This is a genomic window from Georgenia halophila (genome assembly GCF_039541595.1).
The window spans coordinates 255,409-279,224 of record NZ_BAABGN010000011.1 but is presented as its reverse complement, the minus strand read 5'-3'; the positions used below and the strand labels follow the sequence as shown (position 1 = coordinate 279,224).

General features: G+C 73.3%; 25 protein-coding genes. 20 read left to right on the top strand and 5 right to left on the bottom strand.

The window, feature by feature from the left end; all coding sequences use genetic code 11:
• Positions 1 to 116: 116 nt before the first annotated feature.
• The 9 genes from ABD907_RS12965 to ABD907_RS12925 all read left to right on the top strand — a co-directional run bounded on the left by ABD907_RS12965 (position 117) and on the right by ABD907_RS12925 (position 10,683).
• Complete coding sequence (locus ABD907_RS12965; RefSeq protein WP_345216676.1) at positions 117 to 1,796, top strand: carbamoyltransferase family protein; 1,680 nt, start codon at positions 117 to 119, stop codon at positions 1,794 to 1,796.
• A 95-nt stretch (positions 1,797 to 1,891) separates the two neighbouring features.
• Positions 1,892 to 3,469 (top strand): HAD-IIIA family hydrolase, encoded by a 1,578-nt coding sequence (locus ABD907_RS12960; protein WP_486334098.1) that lies wholly within the window; start codon positions 1,892 to 1,894, stop codon positions 3,467 to 3,469.
• Positions 3,466 to 4,488, top strand: a complete 1,023-nt coding sequence (locus tag ABD907_RS12955; RefSeq protein WP_345216674.1) for a glycosyltransferase family 9 protein — start codon at positions 3,466 to 3,468, stop codon at positions 4,486 to 4,488. The genes ABD907_RS12960 and ABD907_RS12955 overlap by 4 nt, the downstream gene beginning before the upstream one ends.
• Positions 4,489 to 4,493: 5 nt before the next feature.
• The gene (locus tag ABD907_RS12950; RefSeq protein WP_486334097.1) at positions 4,494 to 5,450 is read left to right on the top strand and encodes a glycosyltransferase; all 957 of its coding nucleotides are present in this window, start codon (positions 4,494 to 4,496) and stop codon (positions 5,448 to 5,450) included.
• Positions 5,447 to 6,673, top strand: coding sequence for a glycosyltransferase (locus tag ABD907_RS12945; protein ID WP_345216672.1), 1,227 nt, complete (start codon positions 5,447 to 5,449; stop codon positions 6,671 to 6,673). Before ABD907_RS12950 ends, ABD907_RS12945 begins: the two co-directional genes overlap by 4 nt.
• Positions 6,670 to 7,341, top strand: coding sequence for a D-sedoheptulose-7-phosphate isomerase (locus tag ABD907_RS12940; protein ID WP_345216671.1), 672 nt, complete (start codon positions 6,670 to 6,672; stop codon positions 7,339 to 7,341). Before ABD907_RS12945 ends, ABD907_RS12940 begins: the two co-directional genes overlap by 4 nt.
• A complete protein-coding gene (locus ABD907_RS12935; protein WP_345216670.1) occupies positions 7,338 to 8,909 on the top strand; it encodes a PfkB family carbohydrate kinase in 1,572 nt (523 codons plus the stop codon). The genes ABD907_RS12940 and ABD907_RS12935 overlap by 4 nt, the downstream gene beginning before the upstream one ends.
• A complete protein-coding gene (locus ABD907_RS12930) occupies positions 8,906 to 9,622 on the top strand; it encodes an SDR family oxidoreductase (RefSeq protein WP_345216669.1) in 717 nt (238 codons plus the stop codon). Before ABD907_RS12935 ends, ABD907_RS12930 begins: the two co-directional genes overlap by 4 nt.
• 20 nt (positions 9,623 to 9,642) lie before the next feature.
• On the top strand, positions 9,643 to 10,683 hold the full coding sequence (locus tag ABD907_RS12925; protein WP_345216668.1) for a glycosyltransferase family 9 protein: 1,041 nt from the start codon (positions 9,643 to 9,645) through the stop codon (positions 10,681 to 10,683).
• Between the two features lie 120 nt (positions 10,684 to 10,803).
• Here ABD907_RS12925 and ABD907_RS12920 read toward each other — a convergent pair whose 3' ends face one another.
• Entirely contained in the window at positions 10,804 to 11,793 is a 990-nt protein-coding gene (locus ABD907_RS12920; RefSeq protein WP_345216667.1) for a UDP-glucuronic acid decarboxylase family protein, read from the bottom strand.
• Positions 11,790 to 12,743 (bottom strand): glycosyltransferase family 2 protein, encoded by a 954-nt coding sequence (locus ABD907_RS12915; protein ID WP_345216666.1) that lies wholly within the window; start codon positions 12,741 to 12,743, stop codon positions 11,790 to 11,792. The genes ABD907_RS12920 and ABD907_RS12915 overlap by 4 nt, the downstream gene beginning before the upstream one ends.
• Before the next feature lie 304 nt (positions 12,744 to 13,047).
• Here ABD907_RS12915 and ABD907_RS12910 point away from each other — a divergent pair, with 304 nt between their 5' ends.
• The 11 genes from ABD907_RS12910 to ABD907_RS12860 all read left to right on the top strand — a co-directional run bounded on the left by ABD907_RS12910 (position 13,048) and on the right by ABD907_RS12860 (position 21,587).
• On the top strand, positions 13,048 to 13,194 hold the full coding sequence (locus ABD907_RS12910; RefSeq protein ID WP_345216665.1) for a hypothetical protein: 147 nt from the start codon (positions 13,048 to 13,050) through the stop codon (positions 13,192 to 13,194).
• Between the two features lie 19 nt (positions 13,195 to 13,213).
• Positions 13,214 to 14,452, top strand: coding sequence for a zinc-dependent alcohol dehydrogenase (locus ABD907_RS12905; protein ID WP_345216664.1), 1,239 nt, complete (start codon positions 13,214 to 13,216; stop codon positions 14,450 to 14,452).
• On the top strand, positions 14,449 to 16,056 hold the full coding sequence (locus tag ABD907_RS12900; protein WP_345216663.1) for an NAD-dependent epimerase/dehydratase family protein: 1,608 nt from the start codon (positions 14,449 to 14,451) through the stop codon (positions 16,054 to 16,056). Before ABD907_RS12905 ends, ABD907_RS12900 begins: the two co-directional genes overlap by 4 nt.
• A gap of 177 nt (positions 16,057 to 16,233) precedes the next feature.
• On the top strand, positions 16,234 to 17,415 hold the full coding sequence (locus ABD907_RS12895; protein ID WP_345216662.1) for a carboxylate-amine ligase: 1,182 nt from the start codon (positions 16,234 to 16,236) through the stop codon (positions 17,413 to 17,415).
• Positions 17,416 to 17,574: 159 nt separating this feature from the next.
• Entirely contained in the window at positions 17,575 to 19,176 is a 1,602-nt protein-coding gene (locus ABD907_RS12890) for a patatin-like phospholipase family protein (RefSeq protein WP_345216661.1), read from the top strand.
• 332 nt (positions 19,177 to 19,508) lie between these two features.
• Positions 19,509 to 19,646, top strand: a complete 138-nt coding sequence (locus ABD907_RS12885) for a hypothetical protein (RefSeq protein ID WP_345216660.1) — start codon at positions 19,509 to 19,511, stop codon at positions 19,644 to 19,646.
• Positions 19,643 to 19,786, top strand: a complete 144-nt coding sequence (locus ABD907_RS12880) for a hypothetical protein (protein ID WP_345216659.1) — start codon at positions 19,643 to 19,645, stop codon at positions 19,784 to 19,786. Before ABD907_RS12885 ends, ABD907_RS12880 begins: the two co-directional genes overlap by 4 nt.
• Before the next feature lie 155 nt (positions 19,787 to 19,941).
• Positions 19,942 to 20,442: a histidine kinase gene (locus tag ABD907_RS12875; RefSeq protein WP_345216658.1), complete on the top strand. Its 501-nt coding sequence runs from the start codon at positions 19,942 to 19,944 to the stop codon at positions 20,440 to 20,442.
• 11 nt (positions 20,443 to 20,453) lie between these two features.
• Positions 20,454 to 20,606 carry a hypothetical protein gene (locus tag ABD907_RS12870; RefSeq protein WP_345216657.1) on the top strand — a complete coding sequence of 51 codons (153 nt, stop codon included), beginning with the start codon at positions 20,454 to 20,456 and terminating at the stop codon, positions 20,604 to 20,606.
• A complete protein-coding gene (locus ABD907_RS12865) occupies positions 20,606 to 20,752 on the top strand; it encodes a hypothetical protein (RefSeq protein ID WP_345216656.1) in 147 nt (48 codons plus the stop codon). Before ABD907_RS12870 ends, ABD907_RS12865 begins: the two co-directional genes overlap by 1 nt.
• 10 nt (positions 20,753 to 20,762) lie before the next feature.
• A complete protein-coding gene (locus tag ABD907_RS12860) occupies positions 20,763 to 21,587 on the top strand; it encodes a DUF4097 family beta strand repeat-containing protein (RefSeq protein WP_345216655.1) in 825 nt (274 codons plus the stop codon).
• 134 nt (positions 21,588 to 21,721) lie between these two features.
• Here ABD907_RS12860 and ABD907_RS12855 read toward each other — a convergent pair whose 3' ends face one another.
• From ABD907_RS12855 to ABD907_RS12845, 3 genes are all read right to left on the bottom strand, one after another.
• Positions 21,722 to 22,063 carry a hypothetical protein gene (locus ABD907_RS12855; RefSeq protein WP_345216654.1) on the bottom strand — a complete coding sequence of 114 codons (342 nt, stop codon included), beginning with the start codon at positions 22,061 to 22,063 and terminating at the stop codon, positions 21,722 to 21,724.
• A gap of 129 nt (positions 22,064 to 22,192) precedes the next feature.
• Positions 22,193 to 22,825 carry a CYTH domain-containing protein gene (locus tag ABD907_RS12850; RefSeq protein WP_345216653.1) on the bottom strand — a complete coding sequence of 211 codons (633 nt, stop codon included), beginning with the start codon at positions 22,823 to 22,825 and terminating at the stop codon, positions 22,193 to 22,195.
• A gap of 114 nt (positions 22,826 to 22,939) precedes the next feature.
• Entirely contained in the window at positions 22,940 to 23,809 is an 870-nt protein-coding gene (locus tag ABD907_RS12845; protein WP_345216652.1) for an aldo/keto reductase, read from the bottom strand.
• Positions 23,810 to 23,816 lie beyond the last annotated feature (7 nt).

Genomic DNA, 23,816 nt, shown 5'->3' with positions numbered 1-23,816 from the left:
GGCCACGGGAGAACCACTTCGAAGTGCGAGAAGTGTTGCTCGCCTCCACAGTGGTTCTCGAGGCCAGCGATAACGGGACCCGGACGGGTCCGCCACGACGGGAGAGCCGGAAAAGTATGCGAGTACTCGGTGTCAACGCCTTGTTCCACGATCCCTCGGCCGCGCTCGTCATCGACGGCCAGCCGGTGGCGGCGGCCGAGGAGGAGCGGTTCTCCCGCCGGAAGCACGGCAAGCGCCCTGTCCCGTTCGCGGCCTGGGAGCAGCCGGAGCAGGCGATGCGCTGGTGCCTGCAGCAGGCCGGCCTGCAGCCGCAGGACCTCGACGCGGTGGCCTACTCCTTCGACCCGAGCCTGGCCCGGCCCGCCGAGGAGATGGGGATGAACGATCCCTGGGACCACCTGCGCCGCACCTATGCCGAGCGGGCCCCGCAGTTCATCGCCGCCGCGCTCCCGGGCCTGGACCCGGAGCAGGTGCGGTTCGTGCCCCACCACGTGGCGCACGCCGCCTCCGGGGCGTTGGCGTCCCCGCACCTGTCCAGCGCGACGCTGGTGCTCGACGGGCGCGGTGAGCACGCCTCCCACCTGGGTGGCCGGTACACGGGTGGCCGGCTCGAGGTCCTCGCGAGCCAGGACCTGCCCCACTCCCTCGGGCTGCTCTACGAGTCCCTGACGGAGCACCTCGGCTTCCTGCGCTCCTCCGACGAGTACAAGGTGATGGCGCTGGCCTCCTACGGCCGGCCCACCCACCTGGAGGAGCTGCGGGAGACGATCTACGCCACCGACGACGGCGGTTTCGTCGCGCCGATCCCCGACTGGGACCGGTGGGCGCCGCCCCGGGTCGACGACGGCACGTGGGGCGGCGAGCACGCCGACCTCGCCTGCTCGGTCCAGGCGCGCCTCGAGGAGGTGCTCGTCGACCTCGCCACGTGGCTGTACGAGCAGACCGGTGAGCGGGTGCTGACCATGGCGGGTGGCACGGCCCTGAACTGCGTCGCGAACTCCCGGATCTGGCGCGAGACCCCGTTCGAGGACGTGTGGGTCCAGCCCGCGGCGGGCGACGCCGGCACGTCCCTCGGCGCGGCGCTGCAGGCCTGCGCGGACGGCGGTGACGAGCCACAGCCCATGCCGAGCGCCGCGCTGGGCCGCGGCTGGTCCGACGACGAGCTGGCGGCCCGGCTGCGCGGCGCCGCCGTCCCGTTCACGACGCCGGACGACCTCGCCGCCGAGGTGGCGGACATCCTGGCCCACAACGGCGTCGTCGGATGGTTCGAGGGGCGCAGCGAGTACGGCCCCCGGGCACTGGGGCAGCGCTCGCTGCTCGCCAACCCCGCCTACGCCGAGAACCTCGAGCGCCTCAACGACGTCAAGGGGCGTGAGCAGTTCCGGCCGGTGGCTCCGATGGTGCTGCTGGACCGGGCAGCGGAGATCTTCTCCGGCGGTCCGATCCCGAGCCCGTACATGCTGTTCGTCCACGAGGTCGCCCCGCAGTGGCGCGACCGGATCCCCGCGGCCGTCCACGTCGACGGGACGGCCCGCATCCAGACGGTCGACGCGGCGACGCAGCCGCGCCTCGGTGCCACGCTCGAGGCGTTCGCTGCCCGCACCGGCCTGCCGGTCGTCATCAACACCTCGCTCAACACCGCCGGGCGCCCCATGGTGGACGACCCACGGGACGCGCTCGAGCTCTTCGGCTCGGCACCGGTCGACGCGCTCGTCGTCGGGCCGCACCTGGTCCGCCGCGCTCACGTCTTCTCACCCGCCGCCGAGGTGAGCGCGACCGTCGGAGCCGCCACGTGAGCACCGACGCACACGCCGCGCACGTGACGTCTCGTCGCAGGTCAGGAGCGGGCGATCCCGCCTCCGACCTGTCACCTGCGCGACGCAGCCGACCCGTGGACGCCGAGTACGCGGTCGTCGTCCCGAGCGTTGGGCGGCCCTCGCTGGCGGCGCTGCTGCGGGGCCTCGCCGCGCAGCGCGACCCCGTCGCGCCCACCCAGGTGGTGGTCGTCGACGACCGTCCGCTGACGCAGACCGACGCACTCGACCTGCCGCCCCTGCCGTGGCCGCTGCACGTGGTCCGCTCCGGCGGCCGTGGTCCGGCGGCGGCCCGCAACGCCGGCTGGCGGTCGACCACCGCCGAGTGGGTGGCTTTCCTGGACGACGACGTGGAGGTCCCCGCCGACTGGTCCCGGAGGCTCGCGGCGGACTTGGCCCGTGCGGCCGAGGACGTCGCAGGCGTGCAAGGACGTCTGCGGGTCCCGCTACCGGCGCACCGCCGCCCCACCGACTGGGAGCGCAACACCGCCGGGCTGGAGACCGCCGCCTGGGCGACGGCGGACATGGCCTACCGGCGCACCGTCCTGCGGGCCGTCGGCGGGTTCGACGAGCGGTTCCCGCGCGCCTTCCGCGAGGACGCCGACCTGGCGCTGCGGGTCCGTCGGGCCGGGTGGCGGCTGACACGCGGCGACCACCAGATCGTCCACCCCGTGCGGCCGGCCGACTGGCGGGTCAGTGTCCGGGTCCAGGCCGGGGCAGGTGACGACGCCCTGCTTCGCGCGGTGCACGGCCCGAGCTGGCGCGCCGAGGCCGAGACCGGCCGCGGCCGGTTCCGCTGGCACGTCGCCACGGTCGGGGCCGCCGCGGTGACGGCGGCCGCCGCCCTGGGCGGGAGGCGCCGCGTGGCCACGACCGCGGCGGCCGCGTGGGCCGCGCTGACCACCGAGTTCGCCGCCCGCCGGATCGGACCAGGACCGCGACCGGGCCAGGACGGATGGGCCGCCGAGGTGGCACGGATGGCCGCCACGAGCGCCGCCATCCCGTTCGCTGCCGTCATCCACCGGGTGCGCGGCGCACTGCGGCACCGCGGCGCCTCCGCCTGGCCACCGCCCGTGCGGGCCGTGCTCCTCGACCGCGACGGCACGCTCGTCGAGGACGTGCCCTACAACGGCGACCCCGAGCAGGTTCGGCCGGTGCCCGGCGCCCTCGCGGCAGTGGACCGGCTGCGACGCGCGGGCCTGAAGGTCGGGATCGTCTCCAACCAGTCCGGCATCGCCCGCGGCCTCGTGACGCCCGACGAGGTCGCCGCCGTCAACGCCCGCGTCGAAGCCCGGATCGGCCCCTTCGAGACCTGGCAGGTCTGCCCGCACGGCCACGACGACGGCTGCACCTGCCGCAAGCCCGCGCCCGGCCTCGTCCTCGCCGGCGCCGCCGCCCTGGGTGTCACGCCGGCCGAGTGCGCCGTCGTGGGCGACATCGGCTCCGACATCGCGGCGGCCGCGGCCGCCGGTGCGCGTGCCGTGCTGGTGCCCACGCCGCAGACGCGTCCGGAGGAGGTCGAGCACGCCGCCGCCACGGCCGACGTCGCACCCGACCTCGCCTTTGCCGTGGACCTGCTCCTCGGCAGGAGGCATTCGGCCGCCCGGGCGGAGGCCCGCCGGCCGGCCCCCACGCGGGAGGCGGTGGTCCTGTGAGCCGCACGCTCGCCGTCCGCCTCGACAACGAGGGTGACGTCCTGCTCACCGGGCCCGCCCTGCGTGCGCTGGCGGCCACCACCGACATCCTCGACGTGCTCGTCTCTCCCGCCGGATCCTCCGCGGCCAAGCTGCTGCCGGGCGTGTCCGAGAAGCTGGAGTTCGACGCGCCGTGGAGCGGGTTCGCCCCGCCGCCGGTGGACGCGGCGGCCACCCGGGACCTCGTCGGCGCCCTCGCCTGCCGGGGCTACGACCGGTGCGTCATCTTCACCTCCTTCCATCAGAGTCCGTTGCCGATGGCGCTCCTCGCGCGGCTCGCCGGGATCGACCACGTCGTGGCCACCTCCGTCGACTACCCCGGCTCGCTCCTCGACGTGCGCCACCAACGCCCCGACGGCGTGCACGAGGTCGACGCGGCCCTCGACCTCGCCTACGCCGCGGGCGGCCGGCTGCCCGCCGGCGACGACGGGCGGCTCTCGGTGCGCGGGCCGCTACCCGACGTCACGGACCTCGTGCCGGACGAGCGCTACGTCGTCGTCCATCCCGGCGCCTCGGTGCCGTCCCGGGCCCTGCTGCCCGAGCACGCGCGGGCCATGGTGGCGGCGATCGCGGCCACCGGTCGCACGGTGGTCGTCACGGGCGCCGACGGCGAGCAGGACCTCACGGCGACGGCGGCCGGCAGCAGCGACGCGGTCGACCTCGGCGGGCGGACGAGCTTCGACGAGCTGGCCGCGGTGCTCGCCCACGCGGAGTGCGTCGTCGTCGGCAACACCGGTCCGGCGCACCTGGCAGCGGCCGTGGGCACCCCGGTCGTCTCCCTGTTCTCCCCGGTCGTGCCCGCCGACCTGTGGGCGCCGTACGGCGTCGACGTCGTCCTGCTCGGTGACCAGCACGCCGCGTGCGCCGGCACCCGCGCACGGCAGTGCCCGGTGCCCGGCCACCCGTGCCTGTCCGGCGTGCCGCCGGAGGCCGTCGTGGCAGCGGTGGCCGAGCTGAGCATGAGCAGGGAGGCGGCATGAGCACCATGAGAGTCCTCGTCTGGCACATGCACGGCTCGTGGCTCACGGCGTTCCTCGGCGGCCCGGACGAGTACCTGCTGCCCGTCGTCCCCGGCCGTGGCCCGGAGGGGCGCGGCCGTGCGGACACCTGGGAATGGCCGGCGAGCGCCCGGGAGGTGACGCCCGAGGAGCTGCGCCAGGAGCGGTTCGACGTCGTCGTGCTGCAGCGGCCCGAGGAGATCGAGCTGCTGCACCGGTGGACCGGGCTGCGCGCCGGTGTGGACGTGCCCGCCGTGTACGTCGAGCACAACACCCCCGCCGGACCGGCAGCCGCCACGCGGCACCACGTCGCCGACCGCGACGACATCACGCTGGTCCATGTCACCGACTTCAACGCGCTGATGTGGGACAACGGCGACGCGCCCACCCGCGTCATCGACCACGGCGTCCCCGACCCGGGCCCGCGCTACACCGGCGAGCTGGAGCGCATCGGTGCCGTCGTCAACGAGCCGGTGCGGCGCCGCCGGGTCGCGGGCACCGACGTGCTGCTGCGGTTCTCGGAGCAGGTCCCGACCTCCGTCTTCGGGATGGGCGTCGAGCCGCTCGCCCGCGAGAACCCGGACCTGGCCGACCACCTGCACAACCTCGGTCAGCACGACATGCACGCCGAGCTCGCCCACCACCGCGGCTACCTGCATTCCTACCGGTGGACCTCGCTCGGCCTGTCGCTCATCGAGGCGATGACGCTCGGGATGCCGGTGCTGGCGCTGGCCACCACGGCCGCCCCGGAGGCCGTGCCGCCCGAGGCCGGTGTCGTCAGCTCCCGTCCGCAGGTCCTCGTCGAGACGGCGCAGCGATGGCTGGCCGACCCGGACGAGGCCCGCGAGCGCGGCGCCGCCGGGCGCCGGCACGCCCTGGAGCGGTTCGGCCTGGACCGGTTCGTCACCGAGTGGCACCACCAGCTCGAGGAGGTAGTCGCATGAGGATCGCCATGATCTCCGAGCACGCCAGCCCGCTCGCCGCGCTGGGTGGGGTCGACGCCGGCGGGCAGAACGTCTACATCGCCGCCCTCGCCCTCGAGCTCGCCGACCAGGGCCACGACGTCGTCGTCTACACCCGGCGTGACGACGCCGACCTGGCCGATCGGGTGCGCACGCACGCCGGCGTCGACGTGGTCCACGTCCCGGCGGGGCCCGCCACGGCGCTGCCCAAGGACGAGCTGGCCCCGTACATGCCGGCGTTCGGCCGATGGCTGGCACGGGACTGGCTGAGCCACGGCCGGCCCGACGTCGTGCACTCGCACTTCTGGATGTCCGGGCTCGCCGCGCTCGAGGCGACGCAGCACGTCCCGGTGCCGGTGGTGCACACGTACCACGCCCTCGGCACTGTCAAGCGGCGCCACCAGGGCTCCGCGGACACCTCTCCGCCCGGGCGGATCCGGGCCGAGCGCCGGATCGGGCGCAGCGTCGACCTGGTCGTCGCCACGTGCCGCGACGAGGTCGATGAACTGCGCCGCATGGGCGTGCCGCCCGACACCGTGCGCGTCGTGCCCTGCGGTGTCGACGTCGGCCGCTTCACGGACCAGCCGTCCGACGACGGGCACGACCCGGCGGGCGCCCGGAACCGGCCGCACCGGCTGCTCAGCGTCAGTCGCCTCGTCCCTCGCAAGGGCATCGACACCGTCGTCGAGGCGCTGGCCCAGCTCCCGACGGCGGAGCTGCTGATCGGTGGGGGCCCGCCCGCCGACCGGGTGGACGACGAGCCCGAGATCCGGCGGCTTCGTGACGTCGCCCGGCAGCACGGGGTCGCCGACCGCGTCCGCTTCCTCGGTTCGGTCGACCGCGGCGACATGCCGGCCCTGATCCGCGCGAGCGACGTCGTCGTCACCACGCCCTGGTACGAGCCGTTCGGGATGGTGCCGCTGGAGGCGGCGGCCTGCGGCCGCCCGCTGGTGGGCTCGGCCGTCGGCGGGCTGCTCGACAGCGTCGAGGACGGCGTGACCGGGCGGCTCGTCCCGGCCCGCGACCCCGAGGCGCTCGCCGTCGCGATCGGCGGGCTGCTGGCCGACCCCGTGATGCGGCAGCGGTACGGCGACGCGGCCCGGCGCCGAGCCCTGGAGCAGTTCGCCTGGGGCACCGTCGCCGCCCGGACGCTCGACGCCTACCACGAGGCCACCCACCCGGCACTGAAGGAGGCGATGGCATGACCGCGCTGACCTGGTTGGACGACCACCGACGCGAGCTGCAGGGCGGGCTCGACGCGCTGCGCGGCGACGCCGGCACCGTGTCCCGGTGGGCACGGCTGCTCGCCGACCGCCTCGTCGCCGGCGGGCGGCTCCTGACCGTCGGCAACGGTGGCAGTGCCGCGGAGGCCCAGCACCTCACGTCCGAGCTCGTCGGCCGCTTCCTCACCGAGCGCCGACCCTTCTCGGCGATCTGCCTCAGCGCCGAGACCTCGTCGCTGACCGCTATCGTCAACGACTACGGGCCCGACGAGATGTTCGCCCGGCAGGTGGAGGGCCACGGCCGCCGGGACGACGTCCTGATGCTGCTGTCGACCTCCGGCTCGTCGGCGAACGTGCTGCGCGCCGCCGAGCGTGGCCACGAGCTGGGCCTGCACGTGTGGGCGATGACGGGGCCGGCGCCGAACCCGTTGCAGGCCGCCAGCCACGACTCCCTGTGCGTGCAGGCGCCGTCGACGGCGGCGGTCCAGGAGGTCCACCTCGTCGCGATCCACGCGCTGTGCGCCGCCGTCGACGCCGAGCTGGCCTCGCTCGACGGCCTGGTGCGCCGCACCACCACGAAGGTCGCCGTCCCGGAGGCGGCCCTACCGCAGACGACGAAGGCCGCGACGAACGGGAGGTGGTCGGCGTGAGGGGCAACGGCACGACGGGCAACGGCACGACCGGCAACGTGACGGGTATCGGGGGCGCGCGGCTGCCGCGCGTGGTCCTCGTCGGCGACGTGATGCTCGACCGCGACGTCGACGGCCGTTCCGAGCGGCTCAGCCCCGACGGCCCGGTGCCCGTGGTCGACGTCTCCGCCACCCGGGAGAGCCCCGGCGGTGCCGGCCTGGCGGCCCTGCTGTGCGCCGAGCGCGGCGCCCGCGTGACGCTCGTCGCTCCCGTGGCCGACGACGAACCCGGCCGGCGCCTCGCCGAGCGGCTGCGCCGCGACCTGACGCTGGTGGCGCTCCCGCACCAGGGCGACACCCGGACGAAGACGCGGGTGCGCTCCGGCGGCCAGTCGTTGGTGCGGGTCGACGGCGGCGGCCCCGGCACGCCCGGTGAGCTGCCGCTCGAGGAGGTGCGCTCCGTCCTCGACGGTGCCGACCTCGTGCTCGTCTCCGACTACGGTGCCGGTGTCACCCGCGACGACGGGCTGCGCGCCCTGCTCGCCGAGGCGGCGACGTCGACACCGCTCGTGTGGGACCCGCACCCGAAGGGCGGCGAGCCCGTGCCCGGTGCCTTCCTGGTGACCCCGAACGTCTCCGAGGCCCGGGCCGGGGCGCCCGACGACACGGCGTCGCCGGACCTTCTCGCCACCGACCTGCTCACCCGGTGGCAGGCCGCCGCCGTCTGTGTCACGGCGGGCGAGGAGGGTGCCTACCTGGTCCGCCCCGGGAACGAGCCGGTGTTCTTCCCGGCCGCCGCCGCCGACGGCGACCCCTGCGGTGCCGGTGACCAGCTCGTCGCAAGTGCCGCCGTCGCCCTGGCCGGGGGCGCGCCGGTGACGCAGGCCCTGGAGCAGGCGGTGGCCGACGCCTCGGCCTGGGTGGCCGCCGGGGGCGCGGACGGGTTCCGGTACCGGCTGGCCAGCAAGGACGCCGCGCGCACCAACGCGCGGGTCGACGGGTCTACCGGCGACGGGATGGTCGGCGACGGCCGGACCGCCGACGGCGTGACCGGCGACGGCGGCGCGGGTAGCACCGCCCTGCGGGGCCGGCCGTGGTCGGCCGATCCGGCCGCGCTCGACCGGCTGGTCGCGCGGCTGCGCGGGGACGGCGGCACGCTCGTGGCGACGGGCGGCTGCTTCGACATCGTCCACGCCGGTCACGTCGCCACCCTCGAGGCAGCCCGGCGGCTCGGCGATCACCTCGTCGTCGTCATGAACTCCGACCCGTCGGTGGCCCGGCTCAAGGGACCCGGACGACCGGTGGTCCCCGCCGCGGACCGTGCCCGCGTGCTCGAGGCGCTCGACTGCGTCGACGCCGTGGTCGTCTTCGACGAGGACGACCCACGCGCCGTCCTGGACCGGATGCGTCCCGACGTGTGGGCCAAGGGCGGCGACTACACCGCGCCGCTGCCGGAGGCGGAGATCGTTCGCCGCCGCGGCGGCCGGGTGGTCGTCCTGCCCTTCCTGGACGGGCGGTCCACCACCTCGATCATCCAGCGCTCGGGACTCGCCCGAGCGAGAAGCAGCACCGGAAGGAGCACCGCATGAGCGCACCCGCGCCGCAGTCCCGAACCCCACGTGAGGTCGGCACCGTCTACATCACCGGTGGAGCGAGCGGCCTCGGCGCCGCCGTCGTCGACGCCGTCCGGGAGGCCGGCGGCACACCGGCGGTGATCGACCGGGACGCGCCGGCCGGCGACGTCGAGCACGTCGTGGCGGACCTGGCGGACTCCTCCGCCGCCGCCGAAGCGGTCGACGAGCTCGTCTCGAGGGTCGGCCCGCCGTCGGCGGTGGTCACCTCAGCCGGGACCGACGCGGTGGGCGAGCTGCTGTCCGTGGACCAGGAGTCCTGGGAGCGGGTGGTGCGCGTCAACCTGTTCGGGACGGTCGCCGTCGTCCGGGCCTGCCTGCCGCACCTGGAGAAGGTCAACGGGACGGTGGTGACGGTGGCGTCGACGCTGGCGCTCAAGGGAGCGGACGCGGCGAGTGCGTACTCCGCGTCGAAGTTCGGTATCCGCGGGTTCACCCAATCGCTGGCGGTGGAGTATGCCGGCCGGGTCGGTGTCACCTGCCTGCTGCCCGGCGGCATGCGGACGGCGTTCTTCGACGGTCGGGAGGAGCGGTTCAAGCCGGCGCCCGACCAGGAGCTCAACGACCCGGCGAACACCGCGTCGGCGGTGCTCACGGCGCTGCGTCAGCCGGTGGGCTGCGAGATACGCGAGATGCTGGTGATGGCCTCCGGGGAGCCGTCCTGGCCGTGACCGGGCCTGCGCGGCGTGGGGTGACCGGGCCTGCGCGGCGTGGCGAGGAGTTGCCCGGTGGCGCGCACCCGGACGCGGAGCCGGACCACGGCGAGCGCGACACCAGCGACGTTCTCGTGCTGCGCGCGCTCGGGCTGGGGGACGCCGTCGCCGGCATCGCCGCGCTGCGCGGGCTGCGCCGGGCATTCCCCGGCCGCCGCCTGGTACTGGCCGCGCCGCGGGTGACCGGCGGCTGGCTGCGTGATCTCGGGATCGTGGACGAGGTGCTGCCCTCGAGCGGGCTCGAACCGCTCGACCGGCACGGTGAGAGCATCTCCGACCGGGACGGCAACGGGGACAGCGGCGCCGGCGGCGGGGAGTCGCACGTGGCCGTGAACCTGCACGGGCGCGGGCCCCAGAGCCACCGGCTGCTGACCGCCACGAATCCGGCCCGGCTGATCGCGTTCGGCTGCACGGAGGCCGGGCACGACGGGCCCGCCTGGGACCAGGAGGAGCACGAGGTCGACCGATGGTGCCGGCTGGTGCGCTCCGCCGGCGGGGACTGCTCGCCGGAGGACCTGCGCCTGGACCCGCCGGGCGAGCGGTCCTCCGACGTCGTGCTGCACCCGGGGGCGGCGTCCGGCGCACGCCGCTGGCCCGTGGACCGGTGGGTCACGGTTGCGCGCGCCCTCGCGCGCACGGGCCGGCCGGTTGCGGTGACCGGATCGGCAGGCGAGGCGGGGCTGTGCGAGGAGGTGGCGGCGGCCGCACCCGAGGTGCGCTCGCTCGCCGGCGGGCTCGACCTCCCCGGCCTGGCGGACCTCGTCGCCCGCGCCGGGCTGCTGCTGAGCGGCGACACCGGGGTCGCGCACCTCGCGACCGCCTACGGCACGCCCTCCGTGGTGCTGTTCGGACCGATCCCGCCGTCGTGGTGGGGCCCGGCGATCGACCCGCACCTGCACACCGTGCTGTGGCACGCCGAGGAGCCCGGCGACCCGCACGCGGACACCATCGACCCGGCGCTGGAGGCGGTCACTGTCGACGAGGTGCTGTCCGCCGCCGAGGCACAGCTCAGCCGGTAGAGCGAGGGCTACTCGACACACACCTGGGCTACAGGTGCAACAGGCGCCCGCGGCGTTGCGAGTAGCCCTCGCGACCGCGGGACCGCCGTCGTCAGGCTTGTGATCGCCCCGCGGTGCTCGTCACGCGGGGGCGCTGGCGAGGTCCGCCCGCAGTGCCTCACGGAACCAGGCCACCGTCCGGCCCAGTCCCTCGTCCCACGGCACGACCGGCTGCCAGCCGAGCACCTCCTCGGCGAGAGTCGTGTCGGGCCGGCGGACCTTCGGGTCGTCGACCGGACGGCCGACGAAGGAGATCTCCGAGCTGGAACCCGCGGCCGCACGCACGTTCTCGGCGATCTCGAGCACCGACCGCTCGTGCGGGTTGCCGATGTTCACCGGTCCGGGATGGTCGCTCCGCGCGAGCGCCAAGATCCCGGCGACCAGGTCGTCGACGTAGCAGACGGACCGGGTCTGGCTGCCGTCACCGGAGACGGTGATCGGCTCGTCCGCGAGCGCCTGGCGGATGAACGTCGGGATCGCCCGGCCGTCGTAGGGACGCATCCGGGGGCCGTAGGTGTTGAAGATCCGCACGATCGCGGTGTCCACCAGGTGGGTGGACCGGTAGGCGGTCACCAGCGCCTCCGCGTACCGCTTCGCCTCGTCGTAGACGCCGCGCGGGCCGATGGGGTTCACGTGTCCCCAGTAGTCCTCCGGCTGCGGGTGCACCTGTGGGTCGCCGTAGACCTCGGAGGTGGAGGCGAGCAGGAACCGGGCGCCCTTGTCGCGGGCGAGGGCGAGAGCCCGCTCGGTGCCGACGGAGCCGACCCGCAGCGTCTCGATCGGCATCTCGAGGTAGTCCACCGGCGAGGCCGGCGAGGCGAAGTGCAGCACGAGGTCGACCGGCCCGCGCACGTGGCCGTTCTCCGTGACGTCGCAGTGGATCAGCTCGAAGCCGGGACGCCGGGTCAGGTGAGCGACATTCGCCGGTGTGCCGGTCAGGAAGTTGTCGAGGCACACCACCTGCCAACCCTGCTCGAGCAGCGCCTCGCACAGGTGGCTGCCCAGGAAGCCGGCGCCACCGGTGACCACGGCGCGTCGCTCGGACCGTTCCACATCCCGTACGGGCCTCATGTCGTCCCTCCGTCCTCTCGTCCACCGGATGTGCCGCGCGGCAGTGGCTTCCCACGGGTATCGGGTGCTGGGGCCGGGGTGCCCGCCGCGGGGACGTACCCCTCCAGCAGGGCGATCAGCCGCAGCACCTCCGGCGTCGTGACGTGCCGTGCCCGTACCGCCGCGGGCAGGTCGCGCCAGGCGTCCATCAGACCGGCCCGCTTCGCCGGCCCCCCGGACCACGCCTCGCGTACCCGGGCAGCGACGTCCCGGAGCGGCAGGCGCATGACTGCGGTGAGGATCCTCGAGCGGGAGATGGCACGCACCCGCCGCTCCGGGCTGTGCCGCACGGGCGAGGGGTGGTGGTGAACGACGACGTCGTCCACGTACTGCAGCGCCCAGCCGGCGGCCGTGAGGTCCATGGCGACGCGGTCCTCCTCCCCGGGGAAGCGCACCACCGGGTCGAATCCGCCCACCTCGAGGAAGGCGTCCCGGCGCAGCGCGGCGCCGCAGGCGGCGAAGCCCAGCACCGGCTTCCCCGGAAGGCCGTCGCCGCCGGGCAGCGGAGAGCGCGACATCTCCTCGCACATCGGGTCGAGCCGTTCCTCGTCACCGACCAGCATCCGTGCGGCCAGCAGCGCAAGGCGCGGGTCGGCCGCCAGCAGCTCGGCCGACGACGCGAGCGATCCCGGCGCCCACCAGGAGTCGTCGTCGGCGAACGCGACGAACGGGGTCCGTGCCCTCCGAACGCCGACCGTGCGGGCATAGGCACCGGCGTTCCGCCGCAGCCGCACCATCTCGACGTCCGGGAACGCCTCCCGTACCGCCTCCGGGCTGCCGTCGGTGGAGGCGTTGTCGACGTACACGACCGGGGCGCGGTGCCGGGCGAGCGAGGACAGCAGCTCGTCGCGGCGGTTGCGGCTGGCCACGACGACTGTCATCCGCGGGTCCTCGGTCTGCGCGGCACTCATCCCTGGGTACTGTCCCTTCCGTCAGGCGGCCCGACGACGGCGTTGCCGGGCACTATGTCGTCACCGTGACACGCACCACGACGCGCCGCACCCGGAGCGGGAATGCCCGGACGGGGTGATCCGTTGACCCCGGTGGCCGGCCCGGACCCAAGCCCCCGGGCCTCACCATTCGCCGCTGCGAGCGGCCATCCGCCGAGAGGCGGCTGGCCGGGCCGGTCACTCTTCTCTTCGACGAGGCTCCCGCCCCGGAGGTCGACGGCGCCACCGGATGCGGGCCGTTCACACCGGTGCCACCGTTGGTCGCATGAGCGAGACCACACCGTCCGAGAAGCCGTACGACCCCGCCGAGGACCCGGACGCCGACCCCGAGGAGCTCGAGGCCAGCCCGCGGCACCGCCAGCCGGACCAGGCGGAGGGCGAAGACAAGCCCGAAGAGACCAGCGGCGCCTGATGCGCCCCAGGAGACAGCCGTGCGTGCACTGACCTGGCAGGGCCGCGAGGACGTCCGCGTCGAGGACGTCCCGGACCCGACGATCAAGGAACCGACCGACGCCATCGTGCGCGTCACGTCCACCGCTGTCTGCGGGTCGGACCTCCACCTGTACGGAGTGCTGGGACCGTTCCTCGAGCCCGGTGACGTCCTCGGCCACGAGCCGATGGGCACCGTGGAGGAGGTCGGCAAAGAGGTGACGCACATCCGGCCCGGTGACCGGGTCGTGGTCCCCTTCACCATCTCCTGCGGCTCGTGCTGGATGTGCGTTCGAGGGCTGCAGACCCAGTGCGAGACCACCCAGGTGCGCGAGCACGACAAGGGTGCGGCCCTCTTCGGCTACACCAAGCTGTACGGCCAGGTGCCGGGCGGACAGGCGGAGTATCTGCGGGTGCCGATGGCGCACTACGGGCCCATCCAGGTTCCCGACGACGGCGAGCCCGACGAGCGCTACCTCTACCTCTCCGACGTGGTGCCGACAGCGTGGCAGGCGGTCGAGTACGCCGAGATCCCCCGGGAAGGCTCCGTCGTCGTGCTCGGCCTCGGTCCGATCGGGCAGATGGCGGCCCGGATCGCCAGGCACCGCGGTGCCGTGAACGTCATCGGCGTCGACCTCGTGCCCGAGCGTCTCGCCATGGCGCGCCGTCACGGCGTCTCGACGCTCGACCTCACCAGCACCGACGACCTCGCCGGGACGATCCGTGAGATCACCGGCGGCCGCGGACCCGACAGCGTCATCGACGCCGTCGGCATGGAGGCCCACGGCTCCCCCGTCGCCCACGGCATCCAGGCGAGCGCCAACTGGCTCCCGGACGCCCTGGCCAGGCCGCTGTTCACGTCGGCCGGCGTGGACCGCCTCGCCGCCCTGCACGCCGCCATCGACATCGTCCGACGCGGCGGCACGATCTCCCTGTCCGGCGTCTACGGCGGCATGGTCGACCCCATCCCGATGATGGAGCTCTTCGACAAGCAGGTCTCCGTGCGCATGGGGCAGGCGAACGTGCGCCGCTGGGTCGACGACGTGCTGCCCCTGGTCAGCGATACCGCGGACCCGCTCGGTGTCCTCGACCTGCGCACTCACCGCATGTCCCTCGAGGACGCCCCGCACGGCTACGAGATCTTCCAGAAGAAGGAGGACGGCGCCATCAAGGTGGTCCTCGATCCCACCCTGCCGCGCGGTGCCGGGTCGGCGTCGTCGTCGGAGGACGGAGAGTCATGAGGGTCGCGGTCGTCGGCGGAACCGGCAACGTCGGGACGTCCGTGCTGGAGCAGCTGAGCCGGGCAGACGAGATCAGCTCCGTCGTCGGGATCGCGCGACGGATGCCGGACCGGTCGGCGGAGCCCTACTCGAACGCCGAGTGGGTCAGCCTCGACGTCGGCGCCGAGGCGCGGGACGACGCCGGCGAGGAGCAGCTCGTCGCCTCGCTCACCGAGGCGTTCACCGGTGTCGACGCCGTCATCCACCTGTCCTGGCTCCTCCAGCCCAACCACCAGCGTGAGCTGCTGCGCCGCACCAACGTCGATGGCACGGCGCGGGTGGCCAAGGCCTGCGCGCGGGCAGGGGTGAAGCAGCTGGTGTGCGCGTCCTCATGGGCCGCCTACTCCCCCGCCCCCGACCTGACGCCGCGCGACGAATCATGGCCCACCGGCGGCGTGCCGTCGTCGCACTACTCCGTCGACAAGGCCGCGCAGGAGCGGGTCCTGGACGAGCTCGAGGCCGAGCACCCCGATATCGTCGTCACCCGGATGCGCACCGCGCTGATCTTCGGCGGTGACGCCGGGGCCCAGGTCGGCCGCTACTTCCTCGGTCCCTGGGTGCCTCGCGGCCTGCTGCGCATCGGCGTGCTACCCGCGCTGCCGGCGCCTACCGGTATCCGCGCGCAGGTCGTCCATGCACAGGACGCTGCCCGCGCCTATCTCGAGGTCGTGCTCCGCCGGGCGGGCGGGGCGTTCAACGTCAGCACCGACGAGGTGCTGCTGGCCGAGGATTTCGCCAGGATCCTCGACCACGGCCGTACCATCCCCGTCCCCGCACGCGCGGCGAGGCCGCTGCTCCACTACGCCTGGCGCGCACGGCTGTTCGCTTCCGATGCCGGCTGGCTGGACATGGCCACCGCACTGCCGGTCATGGACAGCGGGCGCATCCGGCGAGAGCTCGGCTGGCAGCCGAGGCACGACGCCGTGTCCTCCGTGCGCGAGCTTCTCAACGGCATCGTGGAGCGGCGGGGTCGTGCCAGCGTCCCGATGCGGCCGCACGACAGAGCGTTCGAAGGTGTGCCCGGACACCGGCCGGCTCTGCGCGCACGCGCCGGCGCCGTCGGGTCGAGCGAGGGTCCGGTGGACCGGGAGCTGCTCGGCATCTACCTCGGTGACCACCTCGCCGGCGCGACCGGCGGCGTCGAGCGCATCGACCGCATGGCGAAGGCGTACGCGGACACCGAGCTGGGACCCGAGCTGACCCTGCTGGCGGCCGAGATCGCCCAGGCACGCCAGGAGCTGCACACCCTGATCGAGGAGCTCGGCCTGCCCACCAAGCCCCATCGCCAGGCGCTCGCATGGGTCGCCGAGCATGCCGGGCGCCTCAAGCTCAACGGGCGCGTGCTGGGCCGCTCGCCGCTGACGGTGGTGCTCGAGCTGGAGCTGATGCGTTCCGCCGTCGCCGGTCAGGCCTCCCTGTGGCAGACGATGGCGGACCTCGCCGACGACCTCGGCTTCGAGCGGGCGCGGTTCACCGCACTGGCCGAGCGCAGCCTGGAGTTCCAGGCCAGGCTGGAGTCGCTCCACGGCCGGGTGCACACTTCGGCGTTCCACGCCGGCGCCTGAACGCTTGCCTCGGCGGCTCCGATGGCGCGATCGCGCCGAGGACCGCAGACTCACATCGAAGCCTCCCGAGACCACGGAGTGACGCATGCTCGAACCCATCGTCCGACCCCACCAGGGCCGTCCCCGCACGCCCCTTCTCGCCCTGCGTCGGGCGGCATGAACACGGAGAGCACAGTCGTGACCACACCCGACGCGCCGGTCACCACGGAAGCCCCCGCGCGCCAGGTCCGCACCGTCGGTGTCGAGGAGGAGATGCTGCTGGTGGAGGGCCAGACGGGGCAAGGCATGACGCTCGCGGGGCAGGTTCTCGCCGAGGTCGCGGAGCGCTCGGCCCTCGCCGTGGAGGAGGGCGAGGAGCCCGGTGACGTGCTCGGGGGCGTCCTCGAGGGTGAGCTCAACGAGGAGCAGATCGAGGTCGGTTCGCAGCCGCACACGGACATGGCAGCGCTGGCGGCCGAGCTCCAGCGCTGGCGCCGACGTGCCGGCCGGGCGGCCCGCCAGTTCGGGGCACGCGTGGCCGCGGTCGGCCTCTCGCCCGTGCCGATCGTTCCCCACAAGGTCAACGACGAGCGCTACCGCCGACTGACCGAGCAGTTCGGCCTCACGGCTGCCGAACAGATCACCTGCGGCTGCCACGTCCACGTCTCCATCGCCGACCGGTCCGAGGCCGTGGCCGTCATCGACCGGATCCGCGCCTGGCTGCCGGCGCTGGTCGCACTCAGCGCCAACTCGCCGTTCTGGCAGGGCAGGGACACCTCGTACGCCAGCTACCGCTCACTGGTGATGAGCAGGTGGCCCTCGGCCGGCCCGACCGAGCTCTTCCGCTCCGCCGAGGCCTACGACAAGCTCGTCGCGGACATGGTCGACACCGGCGTCATCATGGACGCGGGCATGGTCTACTTCGACGCCCGCGCGTCCCAGCGCTACCCCACCGTCGAGATCCGGGTGGCGGACGTCTGCCTCGACGTCGCCGACACGGTGCTGATCGCGGCCCTGTGCCGGGCCTTGGTCGACCGTGCGGCCACCGAGGCGAGCGCCGGCGAGGAGCCGCTGGAGGTGCCTGTGACGCTGCTGCGGCTGGCCGGGTGGCAGGCCGCTCGACAGGGCATATCCGGCGATCTCCTCGACCCCGTCACCATGCGGCCCGCGCCCGCATGGGAGGTCCTGGAAGTGTTGCTCGAACGGCTCCGGCCCGCGCTGCGCGCCAACGGTGACGAGACGCTGGTCGAGGACGGTCTCGAACGGATACGTCTGCACGGCACGGGAGCCGCCCGCCAGCGGCGCGTGTACCAGCGCACCGGGTCGCTCGAGGACGTGGTCGCCGACACCGTCCGGGTGACCGCGGGGATGGAGCACTGAGGCGACGCCGCGCGCCGCTCCAAGCGAACGTTCGAGGTCCGAGGGGGAGGAAGTGGTTATTGCGCGCGACCATTTTCTCCCCCTCGGTGCCCGGGACCGCGACGACGTCGATGGAGGTCGCGCCCGGTTCGCGTGGGCGTACGACCGTAGAGTGAGCCCATGCGCGACGTGCTCCCCGGGCCTGCCCGGCACCAGCGCCGCGAGGTCACCGGGCTCGTCCTGAGCGGTGGCGGGTCACGTGCCGACTTCCAGATCGGCGCACTGCGCTACCTCTACGACCGGGTCGGCGTCACCCCGGAGGTCGTCGTCGGCACCTCAGCAGGATCGATCCTCGCGTCGGTGCTCGCCCAGTCCGCCGACCACGCCGGTCAGCGCCGCTCCCTCGCCGCGCTCGAGCGCCTCTGGGGCGAGATGCAGGACAGCACCGACATGTTCGCCCCGCACGACTGGTTCGACCGGCTCCGGCGCCGGGGCCCGGAGTGGATGGCCGCCTTCCAGAAGCGCCAGCAGCGGCAGAGCCCGCTCGGACGGACGTTCGCCCGTGCCGCCACGACCACCACCACGGCGACCGCTGCCAGCAGCCCGCGAGCACCCGGATCCGGGACGCTGCCCGCCCGTCCGACGTCGGGGCCCTTCGCACCCGGCGGCCCGCTGGACCCGGGCGCCGTTCGCGACCGGCTGCGCACGATGGCGGCGAACCGGCCCTGGCCCCCGCCGCGGGAGGACCACGGCGAGACGGGCGGCACGATCGGTGTCGTCGAGTTCCTCACCGCGCTGCGCGAGGTCGGCCGCGCCCGGCCGGACCTGGAGATCATCCTCCGCGGAGCCGAGCGCGAGCGGGCCATGTACCAGCCGGGGCCCTTCGTCGACCGGCTGCTGAACCCGGACGTCTTTGCCGGGACGCGGGTGGCCGCCTCCGGCGTGACCCTGCGGGTCGCGGCCGTGAGCCTGGAGTCCGGCGAGCTGCGCTACGTCACGGAGGCCGGCACGCTGGTCGACCGGGAGAACCGGCCGCTCGGCGACGAGACGGTGGACATCGTGGACGGCATCCGTGCCTCGTGTGCCATCCCCGCCGTCTTCGCGCCCGTGCCGCTGCTGGACGAGAACTACGTCGACGGCGGGGTCCGCGAGACCCTGCCCGCCGAGATCGCGATGGATCACCTCGACGTGACCCGCTGCTTCGCCGTCGTCGCGTCCCCTCTGGGCGTGCCGCGCGAGAGCAGCTACGCGGACAAGGACATGATCTCCGTCGTCGTGCGTTCCGCCGCCGGGATCATGGCCGACGAGGGCCTGCGTGACGAGATCGAGCGCGCCCGCCGCGACGGCGCCGTCGTCATCGCCCCCGAGCTGGACATCCACGACATGCTCACCGTCGATCCCGGACTGACGGCGATCTCCATGGACTACGGCTACCTCCGGGCGGCCGAGGCGGTCCACGGCGCGACACCGGAGCAGGCCCGCCTGACCCGCGAGATCGTCCTGCTCCGGCGCGAGATCTGGGAGCGCGAGCGGGGTCTGCTCGAGACGTTCCCGCTGGTCGACGAGCAGGCCGACAACGGGACCGAGGACGAGGCCGCGGCGTTCCCACCGGACACGAGCGGGTCGGACACCGAGACGAACGAGCTCGTCGCCCTCAAGCGCCGACTCCGCGCCATGGTCACCCGCGTCCCGGCCGACAGGCTCCCACCGGGCGCGGACTCGTGGTGGCAGACGTTCGAGAAGCACGCGTTCGACGTCGATCGGGACCCGAGCTGGTCCTGACCAGAAATAACGTTGCCCGCCCGGGCCGGCACCTGCTGTGATGAACCCATGACCACGACCGATGCCACGACCCGCAAGGCGATGGCCTGCGCTCGTGCCACCGTGGTCGGCGGAGCCTTTCCGCTCGTGCTCGCTGTGACCGCATAGGTCTGACGCAGGGCTGAGGGGTCCGTCGGCGACGGCGCCACGACCCCGCACCCCACCGCCTCTTTCGGACGGCAGACCTCTGCGCGCCCGCACGCCCAGGGCAGTTCGCCCTCGGGCTCGACCCAGCACGAGACCCACGCCGTAGGCACCCGCGCGTCTGCGGCGCGTCCGACGAAAGGACTCCGATGAGTCAGAACTTCATCGACGCCCTGGCCTTCCACATGCTGCGCCAGATTCGGCAGGAGCAGCTCGGCGACGACGGCCCACAACGTCGCCACGGGCGGGCCCGCAACCACAAGAACGACGAGAGGAGGATCCTGTGATCGACCACACCCCGGAGCTGCATCTGCTCCGCTACCGCGAGATGGTCCGAGAGGCGGAGGCGCTGCACAGCCGGCGCGCCACGCGCCGCCCGCGCACGACGCCGTTCGTCCTCTTCCGTCGAGCCTCCGACTCGCTCTGACATGCGCGCGAGGCACATGTCCCGGACACAGCCGATGCGGTGGGTGCGGGGTTTCCGCCCCACCGCATCGGTACGTCGGATCTGCGAGCACCGACTCGCGCCGGCAACCGCACTATGACGTTGACATGACGCCACAGTGACGCCACACTGGCGTCATGGATCTCGGACCATATCTGTCTTCACTGCAACAGGCGCTCGCCGCGACCGCCCGCGCGTCCACCACGGAGGTGCAGGAAGCAGCAGACCGCCTCGTCCAGAGTCTGGAGCCCGCGTTGCGGCTCACGTTGATGGAGCTGGCGGCAGACGTCGCCGACGAGACGACGGTCCAGCTCGACGGTGACCTCGTCGAGGTCCGCCTGCGCGGCGGTAGCCCCGAGGTGGTCGTTCAGCAACGTCCCCGAGCAGCTGACGCCCCTGTGCCACCTCCGCCGCCGGCGCCTCCCGCGGCCGAGGACGACGGCGGCACCGCGCGGATCTCGCTTCGTCTCCCCGACGGCCTCAAGGCGCAGGTCGACAAGGCGGCCACCGAGGGCGGCGTGTCTGTCAACGCCTGGCTGGTCCGAGCGGCTCAGCAGGCCCTGAACGACCGGGCGGATCCCGCCCGGTCCACGACCACGGAGAACGTCTCGTCCCGCCTGAGCGGCTGGGCGCGCTGAAAGGGACTGCCATGAGCTACGACGTCCTCAACGCCTTTGCGGCGCAGATGCTGCACAGGTCGCTGGACGACCACCTGATGCACGAAAGCCGATCCGCGCGAGCACGGCCACAACGCCGAGCGCGCCGCGGTGTCGACGACGACCTGGAGAGGAGGAACCTGTGATGGACCAGTGGTTGGAGCTCCACGAGCTGCGGTCGCGTGACCTCATTCGCGAGGCCGAGCTCGCCCACCGTCGCCGCACCACACCCAGGTGGCGCACGACACCGTACGCCCCCGTCCGCCGACGCGACGCGTCGGACTCGATCTGAGAGAGCACTGATGAGGCACGAGTTTCCGGTGGTCGGCCCGGTGCGCGTCCACGCCGGCGTCCGATCGAGCGACCTGCTGGTCACGGCCTCGCACGTCGACCTGGTGACGGTCGATGTCGAGGGCGGCGACGACGGCTCGGTCGACACCGTCCGGGTCGCTCTCACCGGCGAGGTGCTGCGCATCGAGGTCCCACCGTCGCGCCCGAGGCTGTTCTCGGGCGGCTCGAGCCTGCGCATCACGGTCTCGGTCCCGGAGTGGTCGCTCCTGGACGTCGCCTCCCGTTCTGGCGATGTCACCGCCAGCGGTCCGCTCTCCTCGGTCGCGGTGAAGTCCGGGTCCGGAGACGTGGACCTGGGACATGCCGACGAGACCGACATCGACACGGGCTCTGGTGATGTCACCGTGACGTCACTCGGCACCGGCCGGGTGCAGACCGGGAGCGGCGATGTCAGCGTACGGTCGGCCTCCGGCCTGCTGCGAAGCCGCTCGGGCTCGGGCGACGTCTCCCTCGGGGACCTGACCGAGCTCGAGGCCACCACCGCCTCCGGCGACCTGCTGGTCCGAGAGCTGCGCGGGAGTGCGAACGTACGCACCGCCTCCGGCAACGTCGACGTGCGCCGCGCCGTGCACGGACATCTCGATGCCAAGACCGCGTCCGGGGACGTGTCCGTGCGTGTGGTGGAGGGAACCGCGGTGATGCTGGACTGCTCCAGCGTCTCCGGCCGCGTCACCTCGAGCCTCGAGCCCGGTGGCGAACCGGGACCCGACGAGCCCACGCTCGTCCTGCGCGCCCGTACGGTCAGCGGCAACGTCCGCGTGCAGCGCACCACCTGAGCCGTCCGGCCACCTCCACGGGGCCACCGACCAGCCCGACCGGACAGACCGGACAGACCAGCCCGACCAGCCCCACCTGCCCGGCCAGCCCCACCTGCCCGGCCGGACCGGCGAGCAGCCGAGCTATGGAGAAATCAGCCCAGGGGCGTCTGCTGGTGCAGGACCGCGCGCGGCTCGCCGTCGTGCTCGAGGTAGAGGGTCGTCATCGTTGCTCGGTAGACGTCCTGGCCCCGGCGCCCGACGAACGTGTAGACGACGGCGTATCCGCCCTGACCGGCGGGCAGGAGCCGGCCGTCGCTGATGTCGACCTCGTCCCAGCCGGGCGAGCTGTCCATCGCCTCGGCGCACTGCTCGAGGTCGAGCATCATGCCGGGGAGGACGAAGACGGCCTGCGGCAGGCAGAGTCGCCGGTAGGTCTCGCCGTTGCCGGTCGCGAGCTCGCGATCAAGGTCCAGAAGATCGTCCAGCGTTGCCATGCGTCCCTCCGTGGTGCGGTCGTCGTCCCGGGTCGTAGCCTCACGCCCCGTGGCGCCGGTGGTTCCAGACTGCCGGCCCACCCCGGTCGCCGGCTTGAACATTTCGGAACTGCGACCCGCCCAGGCGTGTCAGGACGCGCCGAGCTCGTTGTGGCCGAACGACTCGAGGAATCGCGGGCCTTTCACCGCAAGCTCGCGCTCGAAGTCCTGCCACCAGGTCGAGTAGGGCCGGACCGCCAGGGAGTCGTTCGAGAAGCGCGGGTCGTCCGTGACCTCGGTGACGCAGAACTCGGGGATGGTCAGGTCCGTCACGGGGCCGCCGCGCTCGCACTCCGCGACGATCAGCGGTCCGTTCTCGCCGAGGAACGCGTCGAGCACCCACCCGTCGGTGCCGAGCCAGAGCGAGTGGCGATACTTGACCACCTTGTCGCCGCCGAGGCGCACCATCGACAGACCGACCGAGACGTCCAGCTCACGCTCGGCCTCGTAGCGTGTGCCGCTGATCTCCGGGCCCTTAGCGGTGAGCGCGCAGAACGAGATGTCGCCCATCCGGTCCAGGACCTCGTCGACCCCGGCGCCGGCCGGAACGGGTTCGCGCGGTGCCGGGGCCTGGAGCCTGATCCGCAGCGCGTAACCCTCGGCAGCGAGGAAGTAACTCTGGACGATGAGGACCGGGTCGGGTTCGGTGAGCACGACGTCGGGCAGCGAGCGGACGAAGAACTTCCGCTCGAACTCGAAGTCTCCGTAACCGGTGTCACTCATGGCCCGACCGTACCGCCGCAAAGCCGTCACGCCGAGAGCAGACGCCTGCGCCGAGAGCAGGTGTTCAGGCTGCTGCTCTCGGCGCAATCGTCTGCACTCGGCGCTGGGTGCGGCTCAGCGCTTCTCGAAGTCCTCGGGAAAGGCGTTGAAGCGGTCCGGGTGGAAGCCGCGGCGGCCGTCCTCGCCCCGGTCCAGCCCTTCGATGGCGGCAATGTCTTCCTCGCCGAGCGTGATCTCGAGAGCGCCGAGGTTCTCCCGCATGCGCGACGGCGTCACGGACTTGGGGATGACGATGTTGCCGAGCTGGAGATGCCAGCGCAGCACCACCTGCGCCGCGGTGGCGCCGAGCCGCTCGGCGATGCCGGTGATGATCGGGTCGTCGAGGCAGTCGCCCTGCGCGATCGGGCTCCACGCCTCGGTGAGGATGCCGTGCTGGGCGTGGAAGGTCCGCAGCTCCTTCTGCTGGAGGTACGGGTGCAGCTCGATCTGGTTGACCGACGGCACCACCTCCGTGGCCTCGAAGAGCTCGGTGAAGTGGTGGGGCAGGAAGTTGGAGACGCCGATGGAGCGGATGCGTCCTGCCTGCTGCAGCTCGATGAACGCCTTCCAGGTGTTGACGAACTCGCCGCGCGCCGGTGACGGCCAGTGGATGAGGTAGAGGTCGAGCACGTCGAGATCGAGCTTGCCCATCGACGCGTCGAAGGCGGCGAGCGCGGAGTCGTGGCCCTGGTCGGGGTTGGCGAGCTTCGTCGTCACGAAGATCTCGTCCCGGGCGAGTCCGGAAGCGGCGACGGCCGCTCCGACCCCTTCCTCGTTCTTGTAGCCGGCCGCGGTGTCGATGCTGCGGAACCCGACCTCCAGCGCGTGGGTCACCACCTGCTCGGTGTCCTCCGGCGGAACCTGGAAGACGCCGAAGCCCAGCTGCGGGATGGTGACGCCGTCGTTGAGACGGATCTGCGGGTTCGTGCTGGTCGTCTGGCTCATGAAGCTC

Coding starts and splice junctions, on each gene's coding strand:
- ABD907_RS12860 (WP_345216655.1), top strand. CDS start 20,763: ATGAGGCACGAGTTTCCGGTGGTCGGCCCGGTGCGCGTCCACGCCGGC.
- ABD907_RS12885 (WP_345216660.1), top strand. CDS start 19,509: ATGAGTCAGAACTTCATCGACGCCCTGGCCTTCCACATGCTGCGCCAG.
- ABD907_RS12890 (WP_345216661.1), top strand. CDS start 17,575: ATGCGCGACGTGCTCCCCGGGCCTGCCCGGCACCAGCGCCGCGAGGTC.
- ABD907_RS12870 (WP_345216657.1), top strand. CDS start 20,454: ATGAGCTACGACGTCCTCAACGCCTTTGCGGCGCAGATGCTGCACAGG.
- ABD907_RS12915 (WP_345216666.1), bottom strand. CDS start 12,743: ATGAGTGCCGCGCAGACCGAGGACCCGCGGATGACAGTCGTCGTGGCC.
- ABD907_RS12930 (WP_345216669.1), top strand. CDS start 8,906: ATGAGCGCACCCGCGCCGCAGTCCCGAACCCCACGTGAGGTCGGCACC.
- ABD907_RS12940 (WP_345216671.1), top strand. CDS start 6,670: ATGACCGCGCTGACCTGGTTGGACGACCACCGACGCGAGCTGCAGGGC.
- ABD907_RS12865 (WP_345216656.1), top strand. CDS start 20,606: ATGGACCAGTGGTTGGAGCTCCACGAGCTGCGGTCGCGTGACCTCATT.
- ABD907_RS12945 (WP_345216672.1), top strand. CDS start 5,447: ATGAGGATCGCCATGATCTCCGAGCACGCCAGCCCGCTCGCCGCGCTG.
- ABD907_RS12845 (WP_345216652.1), bottom strand. CDS start 23,809: ATGAGCCAGACGACCAGCACGAACCCGCAGATCCGTCTCAACGACGGC.
- ABD907_RS12855 (WP_345216654.1), bottom strand. CDS start 22,063: ATGGCAACGCTGGACGATCTTCTGGACCTTGATCGCGAGCTCGCGACC.
- ABD907_RS12910 (WP_345216665.1), top strand. CDS start 13,048: ATGAGCGAGACCACACCGTCCGAGAAGCCGTACGACCCCGCCGAGGAC.
- ABD907_RS12920 (WP_345216667.1), bottom strand. CDS start 11,793: ATGAGGCCCGTACGGGATGTGGAACGGTCCGAGCGACGCGCCGTGGTC.
- ABD907_RS12950 (WP_486334097.1), top strand. CDS start 4,494: ATGAGAGTCCTCGTCTGGCACATGCACGGCTCGTGGCTCACGGCGTTC.
- ABD907_RS12965 (WP_345216676.1), top strand. CDS start 117: ATGCGAGTACTCGGTGTCAACGCCTTGTTCCACGATCCCTCGGCCGCG.
- ABD907_RS12900 (WP_345216663.1), top strand. CDS start 14,449: ATGAGGGTCGCGGTCGTCGGCGGAACCGGCAACGTCGGGACGTCCGTG.
- ABD907_RS12850 (WP_345216653.1), bottom strand. CDS start 22,825: ATGAGTGACACCGGTTACGGAGACTTCGAGTTCGAGCGGAAGTTCTTC.
- ABD907_RS12875 (WP_345216658.1), top strand. CDS start 19,942: ATGGATCTCGGACCATATCTGTCTTCACTGCAACAGGCGCTCGCCGCG.